Annotated in this window: 17 protein-coding genes; 4 read left to right on the top strand and 13 right to left on the bottom strand. The window is 48.8% G+C overall.

Annotation, left to right across the window (positions count from 1 at the left end; translation table 11 throughout):
- Positions 1-27 precede the first annotated feature (27 nt).
- From KNQ08_RS12145 to KNQ08_RS12105, 9 genes are all read right to left on the bottom strand, one after another.
- Complete coding sequence (locus KNQ08_RS12145; RefSeq protein WP_149426666.1) at positions 28-243, bottom strand: hypothetical protein; 216 nt, start codon at positions 241-243, stop codon at positions 28-30.
- A complete protein-coding gene (locus tag KNQ08_RS12140; RefSeq protein WP_214805893.1) occupies positions 236-646 on the bottom strand; it encodes a hypothetical protein in 411 nt (136 codons plus the stop codon). The genes KNQ08_RS12145 and KNQ08_RS12140 overlap by 8 nt, the downstream gene beginning before the upstream one ends.
- Positions 646-2166 (bottom strand): flotillin lipid rafts scaffold protein FloT, encoded by a 1521-nt coding sequence (locus KNQ08_RS12135; RefSeq protein WP_023466783.1) that lies wholly within the window; start codon positions 2164-2166, stop codon positions 646-648. The genes KNQ08_RS12140 and KNQ08_RS12135 overlap by 1 nt, the downstream gene beginning before the upstream one ends.
- Positions 2163-2684: an NfeD family membrane protein gene (locus KNQ08_RS12130; RefSeq protein ID WP_214805891.1), complete on the bottom strand. Its 522-nt coding sequence runs from the start codon at positions 2682-2684 to the stop codon at positions 2163-2165. The genes KNQ08_RS12135 and KNQ08_RS12130 overlap by 4 nt, the downstream gene beginning before the upstream one ends.
- Positions 2674-2901: a hypothetical protein gene (locus KNQ08_RS12125; RefSeq protein WP_050677305.1), complete on the bottom strand. Its 228-nt coding sequence runs from the start codon at positions 2899-2901 to the stop codon at positions 2674-2676. Before KNQ08_RS12125 ends, KNQ08_RS12130 begins: the two co-directional genes overlap by 11 nt.
- A gap of 151 nt (positions 2902-3052) precedes the next feature.
- Positions 3053-4240: a multidrug effflux MFS transporter gene (locus KNQ08_RS12120; RefSeq protein ID WP_244290080.1), complete on the bottom strand. Its 1188-nt coding sequence runs from the start codon at positions 4238-4240 to the stop codon at positions 3053-3055.
- 11 nt (positions 4241-4251) lie between these two features.
- Complete coding sequence (locus KNQ08_RS12115) at positions 4252-5385, bottom strand: YfbR-like 5'-deoxynucleotidase (protein WP_214805889.1); 1134 nt, start codon at positions 5383-5385, stop codon at positions 4252-4254.
- Positions 5386-5436: 51 nt separating this feature from the next.
- Positions 5437-6201 carry a TerC family protein gene (locus KNQ08_RS12110; protein WP_214805886.1) on the bottom strand — a complete coding sequence of 255 codons (765 nt, stop codon included), beginning with the start codon at positions 6199-6201 and terminating at the stop codon, positions 5437-5439.
- Between the two features lie 165 nt (positions 6202-6366).
- A complete protein-coding gene (locus tag KNQ08_RS12105; RefSeq protein ID WP_035399265.1) occupies positions 6367-7224 on the bottom strand; it encodes a TerC family protein in 858 nt (285 codons plus the stop codon).
- A gap of 329 nt (positions 7225-7553) precedes the next feature.
- Here KNQ08_RS12105 and folE2 point away from each other — a divergent pair, with 329 nt between their 5' ends.
- From folE2 to KNQ08_RS12085, 4 genes are all read left to right on the top strand, one after another.
- Positions 7554-8459 carry a GTP cyclohydrolase FolE2 gene (gene folE2 / locus KNQ08_RS12100; RefSeq protein WP_035399184.1) on the top strand — a complete coding sequence of 302 codons (906 nt, stop codon included), beginning with the start codon at positions 7554-7556 and terminating at the stop codon, positions 8457-8459.
- A 109-nt stretch (positions 8460-8568) separates the two neighbouring features.
- Complete coding sequence (locus KNQ08_RS12095) at positions 8569-10335, top strand: LytS/YhcK type 5TM receptor domain-containing protein (RefSeq protein ID WP_214805883.1); 1767 nt, start codon at positions 8569-8571, stop codon at positions 10333-10335.
- Positions 10316-11011, top strand: coding sequence for a LytR/AlgR family response regulator transcription factor (locus KNQ08_RS12090; RefSeq protein ID WP_029343193.1), 696 nt, complete (start codon positions 10316-10318; stop codon positions 11009-11011). The genes KNQ08_RS12095 and KNQ08_RS12090 overlap by 20 nt, the downstream gene beginning before the upstream one ends.
- Positions 11012-11150: 139 nt before the next feature.
- A complete protein-coding gene (locus tag KNQ08_RS12085; protein ID WP_029343192.1) occupies positions 11151-12944 on the top strand; it encodes a carbon starvation CstA family protein in 1794 nt (597 codons plus the stop codon).
- A gap of 61 nt (positions 12945-13005) precedes the next feature.
- Here KNQ08_RS12085 and KNQ08_RS12080 read toward each other — a convergent pair whose 3' ends face one another.
- The 4 genes from KNQ08_RS12080 to KNQ08_RS12065 form a co-directional block, all read right to left on the bottom strand.
- Positions 13006-13830 (bottom strand): energy-coupling factor transporter transmembrane component T family protein, encoded by an 825-nt coding sequence (locus KNQ08_RS12080; RefSeq protein ID WP_214805880.1) that lies wholly within the window; start codon positions 13828-13830, stop codon positions 13006-13008.
- On the bottom strand, positions 13821-15524 hold the full coding sequence (locus tag KNQ08_RS12075; protein WP_214805877.1) for an ABC transporter ATP-binding protein: 1704 nt from the start codon (positions 15522-15524) through the stop codon (positions 13821-13823). Before KNQ08_RS12075 ends, KNQ08_RS12080 begins: the two co-directional genes overlap by 10 nt.
- 71 nt (positions 15525-15595) lie before the next feature.
- A complete protein-coding gene (locus KNQ08_RS12070) occupies positions 15596-16147 on the bottom strand; it encodes an ECF-type riboflavin transporter substrate-binding protein (RefSeq protein ID WP_023466768.1) in 552 nt (183 codons plus the stop codon).
- The gene (locus KNQ08_RS12065) at positions 16144-17001 is read right to left on the bottom strand and encodes an SAM hydrolase/SAM-dependent halogenase family protein (RefSeq protein WP_214805874.1); all 858 of its coding nucleotides are present in this window, start codon (positions 16999-17001) and stop codon (positions 16144-16146) included. The genes KNQ08_RS12070 and KNQ08_RS12065 overlap by 4 nt, the downstream gene beginning before the upstream one ends.
- Positions 17002-17328: the final 327 nt, after the last annotated feature.

Raw genomic sequence — 17328 nt, 5'->3', positions numbered from 1 at the left:
ACTCTGTTTAGAGCCTGCCCCGTTTTTTTATGAATTGTATCCGAAGAACAGCAATGCCATGCTTAATCCAAGCGAAGAGACGATGAACACGATCGCCATCCCACCCATTCCGAAAACTAACAGCTTCGGTAAATCACGTCGCTTCTTCAGAAGGGCAGTTAATAACCCGACGTTGATCAAGAGGACGACGAGGAACGGAAGCAACAGCATCCAACGTTCTTGCAGTAAAAATAAACTATCCATTTCTTTGCTCCCTTCTTTCAGAATCCAAGAATGCTCGGAATAGATCCAGACATAAGAAACGGAATAAGACATAAGCGAACAGAAGTGTCGATACTACTTCGAAACCAACATATCCGACATCACGCCACGTGATTCCTGTCGTCACTCCGGCGAACCAGTACGGGAAGTCGACCGTCAACAAACTGCACATCAAAGCGAGAACGGCTTCCTGACGTGTTTGTCGATCGTAAAGTGAGTAAGATACCTTCTTTATATTGAATATATTCGCGATTCCGTCATCCGATGTGTACCCTTTGATGATTCCAATGACGCCGCCTAGTACCGCTAGTGCATACCATGGAAGTGGCCAAGCGACATGAAAAAGTAGGAGTGCGAACACAATCAATAAGACACGGATTGCCATCAGTCTTCTGTTTTCGACGCTGCCACCGCATCATGGGAATTCAAGTTGACCGTCAACGGTTTTGCTGTTCCTTTACCGGAGAAGTTCTCGATCAACTCTTTGACATCTAATCCTGACGACGCCTTTAATGTCTCTTGCAGTGATGCCATCAAATCTGTCGCGTAACCGGTGACACGGTTTGCACCGCCACCTTCACCACTACCTGTATCAACGACTGTGATTTTATCGATGTTGCCGAGTGGTGCTGCAATCTCTTTCGCGTACTCTGGCATCATCCGAATGACCATGTCGAGAATCGCCGCTTGTCCGAATTGCTCGAACGCCTGCGCGATTTTTTCTTTCGCTTCTGCTTCGGCAAGACCCTTCAGACGAATGATCTCCGCTTCTGTTTCCCCCTGTGCCCGCTCAGCGTCCGCTTTCGCAAGACCATCCAAACGAATTCGTTCTGCATCCGCTTTTGCCGATGCCTCGATCCGGTATTTCGTTGCATCTGCTTCCGCATATTGCTTCGCACGGTCGGCTTGGGCAGCTTGCTCAATCGAGTAACGATCAGCATCAGCGCGTTTTTTGACTTCCGCGTCGTATTGTTTCTCACGACGGAGAATTTCACGTTCTTCGAGCTCGATTTGTTTTTGACGCTCGATGATTTTGATTTGCATCTGTTGCTCCGTAACTTCTTGTTGCGCGCGTGCATTCTCAAGATCATACGCTTGGTCGGCTTTCGCCTTCGCGATATCTTGTTCGCGGCGGTAGTCTGCCATCTTCAACTGATTTTCTTTTTCCGCTTCAGCGATTTCTGTTGCGCGTTCGAGTTCTGCTTTTTTCGCATCTTTTGAAGCTTCTGCCCGTTTGATGCGTGTCTCTTTTTCCGCGTCTGCCGTTGCGATATCCGCATCACGACGAACCTGTGCAATCCGCGGTTTCCCGAGTGATTCTAAGTATCCGTTCTTGTCACGGACGTCTTTGATCGTAAACGAAACGATGACGAGTCCCATCTTCGCCAGGTCTTGAGATGCGACCCGCTGGACTTCTTGTGAGAACTTATCACGGTTCTTATAAATTTCTTCGACGGTCATCGACCCGAGAATCGAACGCAAGTGTCCTTCAAGAACTTCACGCGCTTCCCCTTCCCGCTCTTCCTTTGATTTCCCGAGGAACTGCTCCGCTGCCGTTGCAATCTCAGAAATCGAGCTACCGATCTTGATGATCGCTGTACCGTCTGCCATGACCGGTACACCTTGCTCCGTATAAACTTCGGGTGTCGTGACTTCGAGTTTACTCGATAACAAGCTCAGTGGTGTCGCTTGTTGGAAGACAGGTAACACGAATGTTCCGCCGCCGCGAATAATCTTCACTCGGTTGCCGGACTCATCGGTATTGACGTTGCGTCCTCCGAGATAACTACCCGATACGATCAACGCTTCTTCCGGACCAACTGTTCGGTACTTCGTAATGAATAGGACGATCAATGCAACGATCAACGCGACCGCGACGATCGATACGATTAACACTGGATTCATGTAAACATCTCCTTTTTCCATTGTTGGGGGTACGTCACGACAGACGCGACGCCTTGTTTGATCTCGATGATGAGCACCTTCGTGCCTTGTGGTAAGGCATGTCCTTCAAACAGAACGGCTGACTTTGATACGCGTCCTGAGACGTCATCAAGTAAGATTTCACCATATCCTTCAGTCGGAATCGGCACGATGACGGTTGCGCTGCGTCCTTCTAGCATCTGTTCCGAAAATCCAAGCGACTGTTCGGCTTGTGCCATCGGAACGAATAAAAAGATATGCATCAGCGTCGTCACTAATAACGCAATCACACTGCTGATGATTAAAATCAACATCGAACGAAGCGGACTGAGCTGTTCGAGTCCGAATCCGATCGCTGACGTGATGATGACAAAAGATAAGATCAACGTGGGATGAAAGATTTGGTCGGCGCCTGGAATGACGTCTGAGAATAGGATGGACACAAACACACCACAAGCAGCGGCCGCTAACGCATATAAATAAAGTGTACTAACGTCCATCTTCGTTCACCTCGATGTAAGGATGTGAGCCATACAGTTCGTGGTAAGCCCTTTGATAAGCAGTCCGGTTTTCCTCAAACAATAAACGAGCCAATTCTTTGTCTCGTTGATCGATTGCCTCTTCTTGACGGCGTAAGTATTTTTTCTGTGCGGCAAAATGACGTGCTAATCTTGCCTCAATCGACGGTTCTCGTTCACGCTGCAACTCCTGTTTCATCGCTCCACTCCTTTCTGAAGTACTGGCTTTCTTTCTCTTCTACGCTTATTTTTTAGAAAATGTTTCAAAATGAATTCCATTTATTTTCCTTTCATTAAAAGAAAAAAACGTTCGTCCATACAGAGGACAAACGTTTTTGAATAATTAGCGTTTATGAACGATTTGGTCGACGAACAATCAGACCATAATAGAGGATAAGCGCTAGGCAATCTAAGGTCATGATGATCAACCCCATCGGAACAGCCGATTGCTCTCCCATGATTCCGACGAGTGGTGATACGAGCGAGCCGACGAGCATGGGCAAGAGCCCTAAAAGAGCCGAGGCACTGCCTGCCGTTGCTCCGTAATTTTGCATCGCTAAGGTAAAACCGAGCGTCGAGATCAAACCGACGCTTGAAACGACGAAAAACAGTGGAATCATGACGAAGATCAGCTGATTCGTTAACGTCAAGGCGAGGAACAATAAGATGCTCGCACTCGCAACGATCGTCAAACTGATTCGCATCAGCCGCTCTGAATCGACACGACCCGCAAGGCGACCAGCAATCTGTGCTGCTAAGATAATTCCGATTCCGTTTAAACCGAACAAAAAACTGAACTGTTGCGGCGAAGCGCCATAAATATTTTGTAAGACGAACGGTGAACCGGATATGTAGGCGAACATCGCGCCCATGACGAATGCTTGCGCGAACGCATAGCCAATGAAGACGCGATCCGTCAACAAACGTCCGAACGTCTTCAACGTCGTCGTCAGGTTTCCTTCAACACGTCTATCAAGCGGAAGTGTTTCCGGTAAACGGAGTGCGACAGCAAGTAACATCATCGTGCTTAAAATCGCAAGCAAGTAGAAGACGAAATGCCAGTCACCGAACCGAAGCAACTGTCCCCCGATGACGGGTGCGAGAATTGGTGCTGTTCCGTTGACGAGTGACAAGGCAGCAAAAAACCGCGTCAATTCAGGTCCGTCAAACAAGTCACGAACGATTGCCCGGGAAATGACGATTCCTGACGCTCCAGCTGCCCCTTGGATGAATCGAAGCGCGATCAACACTTCGATTGTCGGTGCCATCGCACAGGCGAGAGACGCGAGCAGATATGCGAGCAGAGCAACCATCAACGGTCGTTTACGACCGCGAACGTCACTCAGCGGACCAACAATCAACTGTCCGAGTGCCATCCCAAGCATACAAGCGGTCAAACTCAATTGGATTAGTGATGCACTCGCATCAAATGAGCGTGACATATCCGGAAAAGCAGGTAGATACATGTCGATCGAGAGCGGTCCAAGTGCAGCGAGTGAACCGAGGATCAAGATCAACGTTAAGCGACGTGGGGTCATGGTTTCTTTCGTCATGACGTCACGTAATCCAAATCATGCAGGACATAAGCGAGGAAAAAGACGACCGATGGATTTTCATATGTCATCTGAACCTTTTTGAGTTGTGCGCGGTAACCGGTCTCATACTCGACCCCGTTCAACTTCCGTTCCATATTCATTTTAATCAATGCGTCGAGTTTATCGATCACATCGACCATCTGTCCTTCGTATGTCTCGTCTTTTGCTTCCACGACGAACCGACGGAACGGTGCTCGGATTTCTTTCGGTAGATTATTAATCAACGTCTCTCCTTCTGCCCGTTCGTAAGCTTCGAAGGCTGCTGCTGTGACCGGTGTCGCATGTTTGACAGGTCCAAGAACATCTCCTGTCGTTCCTTCAACGAGATCATGACACAAGAGACGCGAGACGACTTCTTCGATGTCGATCGTGACGCCGTACTTCTCTGATTCAATCAGACCATTGAAGATACCAAGCGAGGCTGCTCGAAACGCATGTGTCGCGTCGTTATCATCAATCGTGTTGAAACGTCCTTTCCAGCGCCGAATCGTATCCATCATCAAGACGTTTTCAATGAAATGAGACATCTCGTCCTCTTCCATGACCGACTGTGTCAAGCGACGGATCGAAACGAGTGGATGTCGTTCCAGAACAGCCTGTAATTCCGCTGCCTTTTGTTCGAAAAAGACGGACTCTGTCATCCGTGCTTCCCTTCGTGCGTACAACATCGCATCGAACGTATCGATGGCTTCGACGATCCGTCCTTCCGGTGATTCATCTTCTGCATGTACGAGGTATGTCGTGAACGCTGGTTGAAGCGACTTTGAGAGTAAGGCAACGAGCTGTTCACTTGCTTGTTGTTCCATTGCCTGAATGTGTGCATGTAACGTTGGCTCTTTTTTTGTCCGGTGTTTAATGGGTCCAGTGATGACTTCATTCATATCATGGAATAGAGCTTTTCCGAGCAATGTCTGGCGGTCGACTGGTGTTTGCCCGTCTGCTTCTTCTAAATAGCTTGCCATCAAACTGAATAAGGCAACACGAAAGCTGTGACTAGCTGCGTTATCCGGAAAACGTGGTGCATATTCATCCCACCGTGGAACGTTTTGCATCCGCGTCAGCATTCGAATGAAATTACCGTTTTGCATGAAATCTCTCCTAACGAAAGACGGACAGAGAGTACCCTGCCCGCCATTGTATTATTTTGCTGATTTGGTTGAACTACTTCCGCTACGGAACCAACCAATGATTAATATCAGAGCAAGTACGACCCAGAAGATCGTTTGCCATAGTGTACTCTCTGGAAACTCATGCGACAAGACGTCAATCGACGGATGCGCGAGTGTCATGACGACCAGTTTTACACCAACCCATGCGACGAGCCAAAAGGCAGCTTCTTCGATGCCTGGTCGCTTTTGGAGCAAGACGACGAACCAGCTCGCGAAGTAACGCATGATGACGAGACCAATGATCCCACTGAAGAAGACGACCCAGAATTGTCCTGTATTCAGACCACCGATTGTTCCACCAATCATCGGTAATGTCGTTGCCATGGCGACAGCAGCAAGCGTTGAATCGACCGCAAACGCTAAATCAGAGAACTCAACTTTCACGACCGTCCACCAAAAGTTCGGTGAGGCTTTTTGTGAGGCAATCGTGTCCGGTACTTGGTGTTTATTCGATCGTGCCTCGACGATTCCTTTAAACGCGACATAAAAGAGATAAATCGCCCCGAGTGCTTGAAGTTCCCAAATCGTCGCTAAGTACGAAGCAAAGAAGATTGCCACGAAACGTAAGACGAGTGCTCCGACGAGACCATAGAAAAGCGCCTTTTTACGTTGATCGTCTGGTAACGGTCGGACGAGGACCGCCATGACCATCGCATTGTCGGCGGATAGTAATCCTTGCAAAATGATCAGTACGAGCCCGACGGTCGCATACTGTGTAATTAATCCAATATCCATACTAACGAATCCCCTTTATTGTTCAGTCTATTTATTATATGCCGGTCGATCGGAAAGAAAAAGATGAAAGCTCGACTCAAGTACTTAACCTTGTGTTTTATTCCCATTGTTTAAGAAAACCTAACACAAAAAAACGACCCGTCATCGACGGATCGTTTCCATTTCTTATAAGTTTTGATCAACTTTCTTTTCAGCATCTGGATTTGGTTTCGTTTTTGGTGAAGAGAACCAACCCCAAAGAGCAAGACCGACCATGACTGTCCAGAAGAAAGCCTGCCACGGTGTACTGTGGGCAAATCCTTCAGGAAGTTTTAAGGCTTCAAAGATTGTTCCTTCGATTGATGCGTGGTATTTCGGGTGTTCGAGCGCAAGAACGGCTAGCTTCACACCAACCCAGGCAACAATCGCAAACGCTGCTGTCTCAAGACCTGGACGCTCTGCGAGCAATTTAACAAAGACACGTGCTGCGAAACGCATCAAGACGACACCCATCAAACCACCTGTTAAGATGACGATGAAGTGACCTGTGTTCAAACCACCGATTTCGCCTGATCCCCAGTTTGGAAGGGCAACGGCAAGTGCTACTGCTGCAAGAATCGAATCGACAGCAAACGCTAAGTCTGCGAATTCGATTTTCGCGACTGTCCGCCAGAATTCACCTTTTGAAACTGGCTCTTCCGACTTCGGTTCTTCATCTAGCTCATTTTCAGCCCCATGGTTCTCACCGAGCTTTCTGGCTTTAACGGTCTTATAAATATGCCGTAGTCCCATGATGAGCAAGTACGCCGCTCCAAGTGCTTGGATTTGCCAAATATCGACGAGGAACGAAATCGCGAACAATGCCGCGAATCGTAAGACGAACGCTCCAGCTAGTCCATAAAAAAGTGCTTTCTTTTGTTGTTCTCCTGGTAAGTGCTTGACCATGACCGCGAGTACGAGTGCATTATCCGCTGAAAGTAATCCTTCAAGCGCGATCAAGACGAGTACGACCCAGGCATACTGTAATAGTAACTGCCAATCCATCTCTGTCATCCCTTTCTCTTACTACCTGTAAAATAAAAAAACTTCAATTATTGACCATGACAAAAAAACAATGATTACACGTTCACCTGAACATATACTATAGGATAATATACCCGATTGCAAGCAAGTTATTCCTGCAAATATGGAAACTGTTGATTTTGAGTCGTGCGAGTTTCGTTTATTGAACGTTCATGATAAAATTCAAGACAATACTTCTAGCGATGAAAAGATGAAACACATTTGCGGAATCATCAGACTTGCTCGTCTCTAGCATTCCTGTCATGTTATTACTATTGAAACACTACAAAAGGACAAAGGGGCCAATGAATATGTCTACCTACCCGATTACGTTACCAACAAAAGAAGAGCGCCATAAGCTGTTCGGTTCGGTACCACCAATCAAAGGAACAAAACCGACTGAAAAAGATAAGATGGTCGACTTGCAAAATACACCGAAGAACTTCTTGTTCGCACTAGACGCTGTCGGAATCTCGAACGTCAAACATCCTGTCGTCATCCAAGACGGAGACAACACACAAGCGACTGTGGCGACATTCGAATTGTCGACATCACTCGTACAAGATCGTAAAGGGATCAACATGAGCCGTTTAACGGAACAACTCGATCAATACCACAACGAAGGTTGGACGGTCACGAACGAGTCACTCATTCAATTCGCGCGTGATTTAGCAGACCGCATGGAACAAACGGAAGGTCAATTGACGATCCGTTACCCATGGTTCTTCACACGTAAAGCACCTGCAACAGGTCTTAGCGGCTTGATGAATGCTGAAGTATGGCAAACGGTCAGCGTCAACACGGAAACGGACGAAGCGACGTTGTCTGTCGGCTTGACGATCAACGTCACGACACTTTGCCCATGTTCAAAAGAAATTAGCGAATACAGTGCTCACAACCAACGTGGTTACGTCACGATGGAAGCATCGTTACGTGATGAAGCAGAAGACTTTGACTGGAAACAATCATTGCTTGATGCAGCTGAATCCAATGCCTCAGCGCCACTTCACCCAGTACTCAAACGTCCGGATGAAAAACGCGTGACAGAGATGGCATACGAAAACCCACGTTTCGTAGAAGACATGGTTCGCTTGATTGCTGCTGACTTGTACGAAATGGACCCAATTGCTTCGTTCTACGTCGAATGCCGTAACGAAGAAACGATTCACCAACATGACGCGATCGCACGGATCACGTTCGATAAAGACGCACAATAAGTAAGTCTGCCGTACTCCCTCTTAAACCGAGCGAGTACGGCTTTTTTGTGTGCCGGCATTGCTCTCCCTTTTGCGAGCGTTTACACTTAACTCGAATGGAGGAATGCACATGTTGGAACTGATTCCTTTTTTACTCGAACGACTCGGTATCATGATCATCTTAGCGTTCATCCTCGCCCAGTGGGGACCGACACGACGGCTGCTGCGTCAACCGGAAGCGGGCTGGCAATTTCGTGTCCTCGTCCTGTTTTTTGCGACGTACGGTATTTTAAGTAACTATACAGGGGTCAAAGTCGACTTAGCTGAATTCTTACCTCATGCTTGGCTCGAAGAAGTCGACGGGACATCAGCGATTGCAAACACACGAACGATGATCGTCGTCATCAGCGGATTGCTCGCTGGTCCGCTCGGTGGCTTGATGACCGGACTCATCGTCGGGGTTCACCGGTATTCCCTCGGCGGATTCACAGCGTTCGCTTGTGCGCTTTCGACCGTCATCGCCGGCGGTGTCAGCGGTCTCTTACGCTCCTATTGGCGCGACCGCCTCAGTAGCCAAGCGTTATTGCCCGTGTGTTTGACTGCTTTTTTAATGCTGTTTGAAATGTCGTTGATTTTACTATTCGCCCGCCCCTTTGATGCGGCAGTCGAACTCGTCCAGTTCATCTTCGTACCGATGACACTGATCAACGTCCTCGGTGTCTGGTTGTTCTTATCGATCATCCGCCTTGCTGCGCGAGAAGAGGAAACGGTTCGGGCACGAGAAGCCGAACGGTCGTTGCATATCGCCGATTTGACGCTTCCGCATCTGACGCGTGGTCTACATATTCATACGGCAGAAGCTGTCGCGGAAATTCTGTTGCAGCAAACGCGAGCCGAAGCCGTCTCACTGACGGATCGTTCCGTCATCCTGGCCCATATCGGTATCGGGAGCGACCACCATCAAGCTGGCAGTCACTGGACGACGAAACCGACTGAGCATGTCTTGCAGGACGGACAAGTTCGTCTTGTGACGGAACGACTCGATATCGGCTGTCCTGTAACGGATTGTCCCCTTCAAGCCGGCATCATCGCTCCGCTCATCGTTGGGGAAACGACGATTGGGACGTTGAAAGTCTATTATCCGCATGCCGAATTGCTCGACGCCGTCGAAGTCGAACTCATTGAAGGGTTAGCGAAATTGTTCTCGACACAACTGGCACTCGGGAACGCAGAGCGTCAAGCCGGTTTACTCAAGGATGCCGAAATTCGGGCACTTGAAGCACAAATTCATCCCCACTTCCTGTTTAATGCGATCAATACGATTTATGCACTGTGCCGGACGGATGTCGAACAGGCACGCACGTTGTTGCTTGAATTGTCGACGTTCTTCCGTAGTAACCTCCAAGGCGCACGATCGACGAAAATTCCGCTCCAAAAGGAACTCGAGCACATCGAAGCATACACATCGCTTGAAGCCGCTCGTTTTCCGAATCGTCCGTTTCTCGACATTGATTTAGCAGACGAGACGACTTCTTTACTCGTTCCACCGTTCATCTTACAACCGTTGATCGAAAATGCATTCCTTCACGCGTTTTCTTCTGAACAGACAGGATATGTCGGGGTGACGGCATGGTGTGAGGCAGACCAGCTGTGTCTCGAAGTCGTCGATAACGGACGCGGGATTGACGCCTCGCGCCTTGCTCGTCTCGGTCGAGAAGTCGTTCCGTCCTCAGGCACCGGTACCGCATTATTCAATACGGCAGAACGGATTCGAAGTTTATATGGTGAAAAGGGACAGTTTACGATCACGAGTGACGGTCAAAACGGCACGACGATCGCGATTCGTCTCCCGATTGAAGTCAGAAAGGAGATCCAGCATGCGCACCTTGTTGATTGAAGATGAACCGCTCGCACGTGACGAGCTCCGTTATCACGTCACTGCAGCCGGTCTTGAAGTCGTCGGGGAAACCGGCAGTGTCGAGGAAGCCGAACGACTCGTTCGCTCCCTTCAACCCGACTTAGTCTTTCTCGATATCGAGCTAACGGACGGAAGTGGTCTTGAAGTCGCCAAACGCTTGAAATCGATGCCACGTCCTCCGGCTCTTTTGTTTGTGACGGCATATGATGCTCATGCGCTTGAAGCGTTTGAGCTCAATGCCTATGACTACATCTTGAAACCGTATGATCCGGCTCGGATTGTCCGTGCGATTGAAAAAGTTGCGCGACCGCTTCCGAAAAAAGCACCTCGACTTGAACGTTTAGCCGTCGAGACGGGCGAACAACTGAAATTATTGTCTCCTCAAGATATCGATTACATCGTCGCTGAGAACGGGAAGACGAAGATCGTCACGGAACATGAGGCGTATCCATCGAACGAGACCTTACTCGAACTCGAACGAAAGCTTCAAGATCATCGCTTTTTACGGGTTCACCGCTCGTATCTCGTCAACTTATCAGCAATCGATGCAATCGAACCTTGGTTCAACGGAGCCTATAATTTAAAAATTCATCAGATTGATGTGCCAGTCAGTCGGACGTATGTCAAACTACTGAAAGAAGCGCTCGGTATTTGAGCGCTTCTTTTTTGTGATTCAAGGTCCATTTTCAACCTTTCATCGAACGAAACCGACAACTCATCTAAAAATCAAAGAAAGCGCTTCCATAACTTGTATACTAAATCCATCATAGTTCATTCAAGAGGAGGAATTTTAGATGAGCGCTACTCCAATCGTTATTGCTGTCATCTGTATCTTATTAATCGCGTATCGTCTCTACGGCACGTTCATGGCTGCGAAAGTCTTAAAAATCAAAGATGATCGCGAAACGCCCGCTCATAAATTAGCGGATGGAAAAGATTACGTCCCAACGAACAAATGGGTCTCGTTCGGACACCATTTTGCGGCAATCGCTGCTGCCGGTCCACTCGTCGGACCTGTCCTTGCTGCTCAGTTCGGATATCTCCCCGGCTTACTGTGGCTCTTAATCGGTGCCGTCATCGGTGGAGCGGTCCATGATATGGTTGTTCTTTTTGCCTCGATGCGCCAAGACGGTCAGTCGCTGTCTGAAGTCGCTAAAAAAGAGCTGGGACCAGTCGCTGGTTTTTGTGCCGGTCTGGCGATGCTCTTCATCATCACGATCACGATGGCCGGTCTATCGATGGTCGTCTTGCACGCACTTGAACATAACCCATGGGGTACATTCGCTGTCTTCTCGACGATTCCGATCGCGATGTTCGTTGGGATTTACTTACGTAAAGGTGGCAATCTAGCACTTGCTTCAACGGTTGGTTTCTTACTGATTTTAGCGGCAATTGGTTTTGGTCCTCAGTTAACGGAAACATTCATCGGTGACTGGTTCGACCTTTCATCCCGTCAACTCGCGATTGCTTTACCGATTTATGCGTTCTTTGCCGCTGCACTGCCAGTGTGGCTCTTACTCGCACCTCGCGACTATTTATCGAGTTTTATGAAAATCGGTGTCTTTCTTGCCTTGATCGTTGGTGTCTTCATCATCAACCCAGATATTCGTTTCCCAGCGTTCACGAAGTTCGTTGATGGCGGTGGTCCAATCATTGCTGGTCCAGTCTGGCCATTCATCTCGATCACGATTGCCTGTGGTGCGATTTCTGGTTTCCACGCTTTCGTCGGTTCTGGTACGACACCGAAGATGATCAATCGCTGGAGCGACATCAAACCCGTTGCCTTCGGTGCCATGCTTGTCGAATGTCTCGTTGCCGTCATGGCATTGATCGCTGCGACATCGCTTGAAGTCGGTGACTACTTCGCCATCAACTCAACTCCTGAAGTATTCGCGACACTCGGCATGAGCACAGTCTATCTCGATGATCTATCCCGTGAAATCGGTCTCGATCTGGCAGGTCGAACAGGTGGTGCCGTCTCACTCGCTGTCGGTATGACGTTCATCTTCCGCGCCATCCCATGGTTCAAAGAGATTGCCGGTTTCTTCTTCCAATTCGTCATTTTGTTCGAAGCGGTCTTCATCCTAACAGCAATCGATGCAGGAACACGCGTCGCCCGTTACTTGATTCAAGATTTCTTCGGGGAGTTCTACAAACCACTCAAACGTGTCGACTGGATTCCAGGTGCCATCTTCGCTTCGGCACTCGGGACGTTCTTCTGGGGCTATCTCCTGTTCTCGGGTGACATTGGTTCAATTTGGGCATTATTCGGGGTATCGAATCAGCTGATGGCGTCGATTGGCTTGATCATCGGAACGACGATCATCTTGAAAATCGCCGACAAAAAAATCTATGCCCTGACGACGTTTATCCCGCTCGTCTATCTTCTGATCACGGTAACGTTCGCGGATATCTGGATGGTCGCAAACGTCTATGCAAACCCGGATTCTCCAGGTTTCAGCATCTTGAATACGGTCTTGTCTGTAACGATGGGACTGCTCGCGATCGTCATCACGATCTCAGCCGTCAAGAAATGGATTGAACTGTTGAATTCACCACGTTGGGAAAATCAAAAACGATCTGCGTAAGCGGATTGGTCATATGACAAAAGGCAGTGGACGCATCCACTGCCTTTTTCGTATTTCATTTTTAAAACGGATTATAAAAGCGATTGCCATCATAGAAAGTGACAACGAAGGAGAAAACCGTTAATAGTACTACGCAACTGATGGCGACATAATCAATCCGTGTCATCGTCTGCTGGTTGTACCACGTCCGCTTTCGTCCGGCACCGAATCCACGGAGATCCATCGCATTACTGACGGTCTCAATCCGCTCGAGACTCGTAAATAGCAACGGAAGTAAAATCTGGATGCTATTGCGTGCCCGTTGCCAAAGGGAGCCGTGTGAGACAGCAATCCCTCGTGCTTCTTGAGCGTTCGCAATCGTCCGAAAATCCGCTTGTACATCCGGAATATAACGGAGCGCTAAGGAGACCGCAAAGGCAATCTTATACGGAACACCAATCCGATTCAACGAAGAAGCGAACTCCGTCGGATGGGTCGTCACGAGAAACAACACAGCAATCGGAACGATCACACTGTATTTTAAGATGAGATTAAACAGATAAAACACTTGTTCTGCTGTTACCGTAAATCGTCCAATACCCTCAAGTAACACGTGACGGGATCCGTAGATTCCAACGCCTTGCTCCGGTTCGAACAAATAAACGGCAAGCGCATTGATCAGGACGAATATCGCTGTAAAGATCAAGACGAACCGGACTTCCCGAAACTGGATACGCGACAAGCGGAATAACACGATACTGACTAACCCCATTACAAGTAGGACGCGTGTATCATAGGTGAACATCGTTGCTGTCGTAAATAACAAGAATCCGATCAGTTTCGTCGTTCCCGTCAAGCGATGAATCGGTGACGTTTTTTCAATATAACCAAGCATTTCTACAGCCATTGTTCCCGCTCCTTCCGCTCCGCCGTAATCACGGACTCGACGAAACGTTCCGGATCGACTTCAAGGTGTTGCGCTATCGTAAAGAGTGATGTTTGTTTTAAATGGGCGTGATGCAGTAATTGTTCTTGATTCAGCAGTCCAAATGATGTCCCAGCATAACGGATACGCCCAGCTTGCACGAGGCAGACTTGATCGCTGTATTCTAAGACGAGGTGCATGTCGTGCGTGATGATGAGCAACGTCATCCCGTCCTGCTTCAATCCTTCTAAAAAGTCCATCATATCCGAATAATGTCGATAATCTTGACCGGCTGTTGGTTCATCGAGAATCAGAATATCCGGTCGTCGAACGAGAATCGAAGCGATCGTCACCCGTTTCTTCTGACCAAAACTCAGTGCCTGAATCGGCCAATTGCGAAACGGATACAATCCACAGCGACGTAACGTCTGCTCGAGACGCTCGTTTTCTTCCGCCTCACTCAATCCGAGAGCCTGCATCCCGTAGCGAATTTCTTCCTGCACGAGGTGTTTTGAAATCATATGATTCGGGTTTTGCAGGACGAATCCGATCGTTCCCGCTCGCTCTGCGATCGATTGGTTCGTGATGTCGATTCCGTCAAGCAGGATCCGACCGCCTGTCGTCCGTTGATAACCACTCAACACTTTCGCAAGCGTGGATTTTCCGGCACCATTCTGACCGACGATCGTCGTCAGCGTTCCCTTTTGAAAAGAGGCTGTCACATTCTCAAGCACCGGTGTTCCTTGGCGATAATGAAACGCCAACTGCTCAAGTTCGAGCCATGCAGTAGAGGTTTCAGTCTCTTTTTGAGCAGCTTTCTCTAAACGCTCTAACACGTTCGTCTGGTTGAATCGCTTTAAAAAGGGATCGATGCGGCTAGGCTGGTCTGAAGGTTGAACGGCAAGCCCAGCCCAGCGTGCGGCACTGACATAGAGAGGTTCACGTAAAATCGCTTGTTGAAGCACGCCATTGCTTAAGATGACATCCGGATGGTCATCGGCAATGATTTCCCCATCGACCATGACGATGATGCGGTCAAACGGAATGACGAGTACATCCTCGATTCGATGTTCGACGACGATCAGTGTGCGGTTCGTATCACGTTGCAGTCGATCCATAAGCGCCATCGCTTCTTGTCCCGCTACCGGATCGAGATTCGCGAGCGGCTCATCAAACAGTAAGATGTCCGCATCTTCGACGAGGACTCCGGCTAATGCCGCCCGTTGTCGTTGTCCTCCTGATAGATCATTCAATCGTGCTTGCAAGAGCATCTCGACATCCGTCATCCGTGCGACGCGTTCGACGATCTCCTGCATTTCCGGTCGCCCAGTCTGTTTATTTTCGAGCGCAAAGGCGATGTCTTCGCCAACCGATAAACCAACGAACTGCGCATCTGGATCCTGTAACACCGTTCCAATATGCAGCGAACGATCAAATAACGATAACTCCCGGGCATCCTGCCCTTTGATCAGGACCTGTCCTTCCCACGTTCCAGGGTACGAGAACGGAATCAACCCATTGATGCACTGGGCGAGCGTACTTTTTCCTGAACCCGACGGTCCAACGATTAAGATGCGTTCGTCTGCTTGAATCGTTAACTGAATCTGTCGGAGTGTCGGTTCCGACTGACTCCGATATGTAAATGAAAAATCCTGAAATTCGATTACGTTTGTCATGTCCTTCTCCCCCCCAAGCTAAATGAGCTATGATCCTGCCGTCTCTTCGCACAGGATCATAGCTCATTCGGTCAAGCTTCGCGTTTCAAGCTGCCTGCTTTACTTCTTGTTTTCGCATAGGTGACGAGCAACAACGTTCCAATGACACCGACTGTCAAGATGTTCGATGTCGCAGCGACAGCCCCTTGGACGAAGACTTTGTTCGCTGGCTCCGTGTAAATTAAGATATCGAGTACCGGTGCAATGATGATCCAACCGATCGCTTGCACGATGGCTTGTGTGACATTGAATAAGACGATTTTACGTGTCGTCAATCCGCCTTCTTCTAGACGAATCCGGTTAGCGATCAATCCGATGCCAAAGCCGACGAACCCGGATACGATGACCCAGCTCCACCACGGGGACCCATATAAAATCGCATCTTTTAATCCATGACCGATCAGACCGATCAAACCGGCTGTGACTGGTCCGAACAAAACTGCCATGAATGCGAGAAATGCATAGGATGTCTCAATTGACGTGTTCGGTACGCCTGTCGGAATCACAGCGAATCGACTTAAAATGATGAATACTGCTGCTCCGATCCCGGTTGCGACGATCTGTTTTGTCGTAAATCCTTTCATGTTCGATCTCCTCCTTTGATTTGTTGTACGTTAACACTCCAATCATTTCCGATCCCAACCTCAAATGCATGCGCAAACGAACCTTGATTCAAGGCAAGAGCAATCTGATCCAACGAGTTGATGTAGACGACGCCTGAACCAACCGGCACATCGGCGAACGAGTAACCAAATAGCAGTGTTTGTTCGTAAACAATCCGTTCTCGGTACGAAATCGTTACCTTGACGTGGCTACCGATGTCGAGACCCGCCTGACGGACGAGAGCGACCGGAATATTCGTCCAGACATTTCCGAAGCGAACATCGAGAATTTCGACGATACCGGTAACACCGGTATCCGACGACGAGGCAAGTGTCCGGTCGAGCAAGACGATGTCCGAAGCAGGTAAAACGGGTCCTACTTCCTCGAATGTGATGACATGGCTCGATAACCGAGCACCCGTGAAGGCAAAGATATCTCGTCCGTGAAACGTATACGATTCACCCATCCGCGGTAAGCGATGCCGTCGATCATCGAGTTGCCTCACTTCAGCAATGTATCCGGCTTGCCAAAGATGCGTCAACGTTCCGTTATCCGGTGTGATGATATATTGATTCGCATGCGTCCGCGCGACGACACTCTTTCGACTTGATCCGACTCCTGGATCAACGACAGAAACGAACACCGTTTGCTCCGTCCAGTACGGCACCGTCTGCAGTAACCGATAGGACGCTTCCCAAATGTGGAAGGGCGGAATGTCGTGCGTCAAATCAAAAATCCGAATCTCCGGATTGATGCTGTGGGCAACTCCATACATTGCACTCACTGCCCCGTCACTCACGCCAAAGTCTGATTGCAATACCAATGCTTCTGCCATCTCGTCATCCTCCTCCTGCGCAAACGTCCCCACAAAAAAGACACCACGCCCTCATCTCTCAGGACGTGATGTCTGATCACGTGGTACCACCTTCGTTCATGGCTCAACTCACGTTCAGCCACCTCTAGGAGTACGAGACTCCATGGAATGCTAACGGTATCCGTCCTACCGGTCGGTTCTACTGATGAACACGGTTCACGTTCTTCCGACTGCTCCGGGACCATCTTCAAATGACGAAATCGTCTCATTTCCAGCAACAGAGACTCTCTATCGATTTCTGATCACTTTACTCTTCCCGTCTACGCATGCAGATTTAGTTGTCTGAAA

This window comes from Exiguobacterium sp. s46 (assembly GCF_018618875.1).
In the GTDB taxonomy this organism is placed as follows: Bacteria; Bacillota; Bacilli; order Exiguobacteriales; family Exiguobacteriaceae; genus Exiguobacterium_A; species Exiguobacterium_A abrahamii.
This window is presented reverse-complemented; position numbering and strand designations above follow the sequence as displayed.